We start from the raw sequence: 4,578 nt of genomic DNA, 5'->3' as shown, positions 1-4,578 counted from the left end.
CTTCAGGAACCCGGTGTCGTCCACGATCAGCACGCCACCCGGATCCGCCAGGTGCTCGACGACGTACTCGCGCACGTCGTCGAGCACCCCGTCCGCGTCCCAGTCGATCCGGTTCAGCAGCCGCTGGACCCGGTCCGGGCCGCCATGGCCGGCTTCCTCGGCCACCGTCCAGCCGTTTTTGCGTTCCAGCGGCGACAGCAGACCCCTCATGTAGGCCAGCACCGACTCCCGCGACTTGCTCCGCGCGAACCGATGGGCAAACCGCTCGTGCAACCCCGCCAGCCCGTCCGACCAGCAACGAGCATCGATCTCGGATATGCCCCACCCATGAACAGCCCAACGAGCGAACCCGACAAACCGTCACGGTAAGCACCATTGCAGTACTAGCCGTGGCACACTTCCCGGGCCAGCTTGTGGCGGGACTCCGGCACGGTGAGCTGCCGGTTCATCTGCCGCCGGTAGGTGTCGTCGACCGGGTCGACCACCCGCAGCAGGTGCTCGGTCTACGCGATCCGCCCGTACTCCGCGAACGTGGCACCCGGCGGAGTCGGGCGCCCGTCGCGTCCGAACATGCGCAGCAGGTCGTAGGCGCGGACCTGGTTGGTGACCAGGGAACCGGCGACCTTCAGCATGTCCGGCCAGTGCGTGATCACCCTGTTCAGGTTCACGCCGGTTGCGGGAAGGTTGTCCAGGGCGCCGTAGATGCCAATCTCGACGCCGGGCATCGTTGCCCGCCAGAACCGCTGGTCGACCAGGCCGCGGAAGCGCGGACTGAAGTTGTAGCCGAGGATCTTGAACAAGTCGAACACCTCGAAGCCGGGGTTCACCACTGCGGCCAGACCGATCTTGCACATCTCCGACACCAGCAGCGCGACCACCGAGGTGGACAGGTCCTACATCCGCCTGGAACACCTGGATTTCGAGCTGTAGTGACCCCGGCCTCGGCTGCGGCGACCCCACCGTGTGACTGAGCGCTTCAGTTGGCTGCTCTGAGTGGCACAGTTGGTCACGTCCCGTGCCCTCAGTCTGAAGGAGTGTCCTGGTGAACTCGATCGTGCAACCGGATGGAGTCGCAGGCCAGTGGCCGGATCGAGTGGCCGCCGTACGCCGCGAGCTAGCGGAACACGGGCCGCCCCGACGTCCCGATGGGGCTCCGGACTTCGCCACCGTCACGCTGCCGGAGCACGACTGTGATCAGGTACGTGACCTCCTGGTGGACGAGCGAGCCGGCACGGTCGTCGAGGTGGGGCTTGGCTATGCCAGTTCGGCTCTGGCGATCAGCGAGGCGCTGCTGCGTACCGGTGCTCGGAACCTGCGGCATGTGGTGATCGACCCGTTCCAGTTCACGGCGTACGACGGTGTCGGGTGGGAGCTGCTGCGCAGCGGCGGCTTGGACGACATCGTCGAGCTGGTGACCGAACCATCGCAGCGGTTCCTCGCTCGGTTGGCCGACGCAGGCTTCACCGCGGACGCGGCGTTCGTCGACGGCAGCCACCACTTCCACAACGTGTTCGTCGACCTCCACTTCCTGAGCGAGATCGTCCGACCTGGCGGCGTCGTGCTGCTCGACGATGTCTGGTGGCCATCGGTCGGCTCTGCCGTGGCGTACTTCGAGACCAACCTGGGGTGGCGTCCGGTACCGGGTGCTCTGGCCGACGGAAGCACCGCCCCGGCCACCGGTCGGCCGCGTGCCGGCGCCTACCGGTTGCCCGACCCGCGGCCGACGCCGGACTTCAAGGAGTTCCGACCGTTCTGCTGATTCGGGCCGGGCTCGCAAGGCCCCACCCGAATCAGGCGACCGCACGTCAGTCACACAGCAATGGCTCTGCGTTGAGCTCGGAATGTTCCATTGGAGCGCTGACTGGCCAACTGAAGCACTCAGTCATACAGCGGTGGTGGTCGTTGCGGCCGGGGCCGCGGAGGGGCGGGTAAGAGGTCATCTCATTTGGTGAGTCGGCGGTAGCAGATGAGGGTGCAGGCGATTCCGGTGAAGGCGAGGAAGTGGTCGGCCTTGTGTTCGTAGCGTCGGTGGAGGCGGCGGCAGCCGGCGAGCCAGGCCATGCTGCGTTCGACGGTCCAGCGATGGCGGCCCAGTCGTTGAGAGGACGAGAGGGATAAGCGCTTGACTGTCGTGCAGGTTGGCCCCACTGATGCCAATGGTTTCGGCGAACGCGCGCGGGCCATGGCGACGCGCTGGTGGTAGGTGAGCACTCGGGACAGGCCGTGGGTGCGTGCGGCCGTCAGGACGGCGACCTGGAGGGCTGTGAGGCGGGCCCGGTCGGGTTCGTCCCTGGGGGTTGGCCCGCTCGCGCAGGCCCTCGTCCGCCAGGACGGGCACCAGGATCTGCTGGACCCGTGTCTGTGAAGCTCATCCGGCGTTCATCACAGTGATCATTTCTCTCGGTGCTGAGCACTGGACAAGGAGGTCATGATGAACAAGCGTGCCGTGTTCACGGCAGCGGCCGTTCTGATGGCGATGATGCCCGCCACCGCGCAAGCGGTTGCGGAGCCGACCGCTTCTGCTTCGTCTGACGGGTGCAAGTCGCGGGCTGCCGGCAGCCCGACTCACGTGTACGTCTACGAAGGCAAGGGAGCCCTCGGCTTCCACATGCGGGAGAGGAGGACCTCGCCGCTGAAGTACGGCGAGTGCCTGAAGACCTTCGGCAAGACTATCGAGGGACACTTCAGCTACCACGACGATCAGGGCACCACCAGTGACCACTCGTACTACTACAAGAACCCCGGCGGGGGGTACCGGTACTTCTACCGGGTGCTGACCACCTCCCAGCACGACTTCACCAAGACAGAGCTCTTCGTCGAAGACAGCGAGCTCGGCCACTGCCCGAGCGCGAAGTGCCAGGAACTGGCGGCCTACGACCCCCAGTAGCCTCGGCAGGCGGAATCTGCGGGCCAGTCACGCCGCACTGAAGCCTTGTGCCAGAGCGACTCGCTACCTCCGGTGAACGGCCGAGGCGGTGCCACGTCACCGCCTCGGGCGCCCGGCGTTCTGAGCTGGTCACGGGCTGCTTGATCAATCCCGGCCACGGTTGAGCTGGGGCATGAGCTCGCGGTTCGCGGCGCGGACGGCGGCAAGAGTCTCGTCGCGCTCCTGGAGTTTCCTCCAGGTCGACCACCTGCTGTTCGAGGGCGGTGATCCGGGCTTGAACTGCTCGGTGTCCTGGGGCCGCCGATCCCGGATTCGCGTCAGACCTGCTTGCCCAGGGCTTCGCTGAGGCGACCTTCGAGGCGACGGACCTGGGTGGCGAGCCGGGCAGTTCGGCCGTCGGCAGATCGGCTTGCAGGGAGGCCCGGCTGACGGCCGGGCCTCGACCGCCGGGAATGGTGGACGGCTCGGCGACCTGGGCGTGGATCTGGTTGAGGAGGTCACGGTGGTGGTAGAGGAAGGTGCGGTCGACGCGAGCGGGGCGGGCGATGGCGGCGACGCTGATGTCCGCTCCTTCCTTCGCGGCTTGGGCCAGGGCGGCCAGCGCGCGCTGGCGCGGTCGTCCATTGTCGGCCCGGCGGCCGGCGACCGTCGCCTGGATGGTCCAGCGGGGGCTGGCTCTTCCCCAGCCAGCTCGCCGACCAACCCATTACCGCCCACCACCTCACTTCTAAGAGTCATCGTGTTTGGTGAGCCGGCGGTAGCAGACGAGGGTGCAGGCGATTCCGGTGAAGGCGAGGAAGTGGTCGGCCTTGCGTTCGTAGCGTCGGTGGAGGCGGCGGCAGCCGGCGAGCCAGGCCATGCTGCGTTCGACGGTCCAGCGATGGCGGCCCAGACGTTGAGAGGACTCGACGCCCTTGCGGGCGGTGCGGTGGGTGATGCCGCGCTCGCGTAGCCACCTGCGCAGGTGGTTGTAGTCGTAGCCCTTGTCGGCATGCAGTTTGTCGGGCTTGCGCCGTCGGCGTCCGCGGCGGGAGCGGATCGGCGGGATGCCCTTCACGAGAGGGATGAGCGCTTGACTGTCGTGCAGGTTGGCCCCGCTGATACCAACGGAGAGGGGTAGACCTGAGCGTTCTGTGACGAGGTGGATCTTCGAGCCGTACTTGCCCCGGTCGATAGGATTCGGACCTGTCAGGTCCCCCTTTTCATGGCCCGCATGTTCACCGAGTCGATCGCGCATCGCGACCAGTCCAGCTCGCCGCGGGCCCCCAGTTCGTCCAGGACCAGGCGGTGCAGCTTGGCCCAGACCCTCGCCTTGGACCACTCCGAGAAGCGTCGATGGGCGGTTGCTCCTGACGGGCCGAATGCGGCGGACGGCAACTGCTGCCAAGTGCAGCCCGACGTGGCCACGAAGATGATCGCGGCCAGCACCTCCCGGTCACCGTGCCGACGCCGACCACCCCCCTGAGGCCGCGACGGCACCTCCGGCACCACCCGCTGAAACAGCTCCCACAACCCCTCCGGCACCAGCCGATCAACGATCCCCACCATGAACGACATCGTACCGAGGCGACCAAATGAGATGACTTCTAATACTGTAACGGTGCTTACCGTGACGAGGCCTCAGCTCTTGGGCGGTGGCCTCGTCTCTTGTAGTGGCTGGTCCGAGCCTGTTGTTGGCGTCGGCGGCGCCA

At 66.9% G+C, this 4,578-nt stretch carries 6 protein-coding genes and 1 pseudogene; 3 read left to right on the top strand and 4 right to left on the bottom strand.

Annotation, left to right across the window (positions count from 1 at the left end; translation table 11 throughout):
* Window positions 1–309 (bottom strand): transposase (locus tag ACFV3R_RS34480; protein WP_385591485.1); only part of this gene is annotated, 309 nt, incomplete at its 3' end.
* A 77-nt stretch (window positions 310–386) separates the two neighbouring features.
* A pseudogene (locus ACFV3R_RS34475) lies at window positions 387–809 on the bottom strand (Tn3 family transposase); the annotation flags it as partial.
* Here ACFV3R_RS34475 and ACFV3R_RS34470 point away from each other — a divergent pair.
* Window positions 793–930 carry a hypothetical protein gene (locus ACFV3R_RS34470; protein WP_385591488.1) on the top strand — a complete coding sequence of 46 codons (138 nt, stop codon included), beginning with the start codon at window positions 793–795 and terminating at the stop codon, window positions 928–930. The pseudogene ACFV3R_RS34475 and the gene ACFV3R_RS34470 sit on opposite strands and share 17 nt — an antisense overlap.
* A 112-nt stretch (window positions 931–1,042) precedes the next feature.
* Window positions 1,043–1,759 (top strand): class I SAM-dependent methyltransferase, encoded by a 717-nt coding sequence (locus tag ACFV3R_RS34465; protein ID WP_385591480.1) that lies wholly within the window; start codon window positions 1,043–1,045, stop codon window positions 1,757–1,759.
* Between the two features lie 182 nt (window positions 1,760–1,941).
* Here ACFV3R_RS34465 and ACFV3R_RS34460 read toward each other — a convergent pair whose 3' ends face one another.
* On the bottom strand, window positions 1,942–2,184 hold the full coding sequence (locus tag ACFV3R_RS34460; RefSeq protein ID WP_385591483.1) for a transposase: 243 nt from the start codon (window positions 2,182–2,184) through the stop codon (window positions 1,942–1,944).
* Window positions 2,185–2,428: 244 nt separating this feature from the next.
* Here ACFV3R_RS34460 and ACFV3R_RS34455 point away from each other — a divergent pair, with 244 nt between their 5' ends.
* Window positions 2,429–2,887, top strand: coding sequence for a hypothetical protein (locus tag ACFV3R_RS34455; RefSeq protein ID WP_385591478.1), 459 nt, complete (start codon window positions 2,429–2,431; stop codon window positions 2,885–2,887).
* A gap of 727 nt (window positions 2,888–3,614) precedes the next feature.
* Here ACFV3R_RS34455 and ACFV3R_RS34450 read toward each other — a convergent pair.
* Window positions 3,615–4,435 (bottom strand): IS5 family transposase gene (locus tag ACFV3R_RS34450; RefSeq protein WP_385591476.1). Its coding sequence is split into 2 segments (ribosomal slippage): window positions 3,615–4,087 and window positions 4,087–4,435, totalling 822 coding nucleotides; the frame shifts between segments, so codons are not numbered across the junction.
* Window positions 4,436–4,578 lie beyond the last annotated feature (143 nt).

It is taken from the genome of Streptomyces sp. NPDC059740, from assembly GCF_042733155.1.
In the GTDB taxonomy this organism is placed as follows: domain Bacteria; phylum Actinomycetota; class Actinomycetes; order Streptomycetales; family Streptomycetaceae; genus Streptomyces.
The sequence above is the reverse complement of the archived record's forward strand: the minus strand, read 5'-3'. Positions and strand labels throughout refer to the sequence as shown.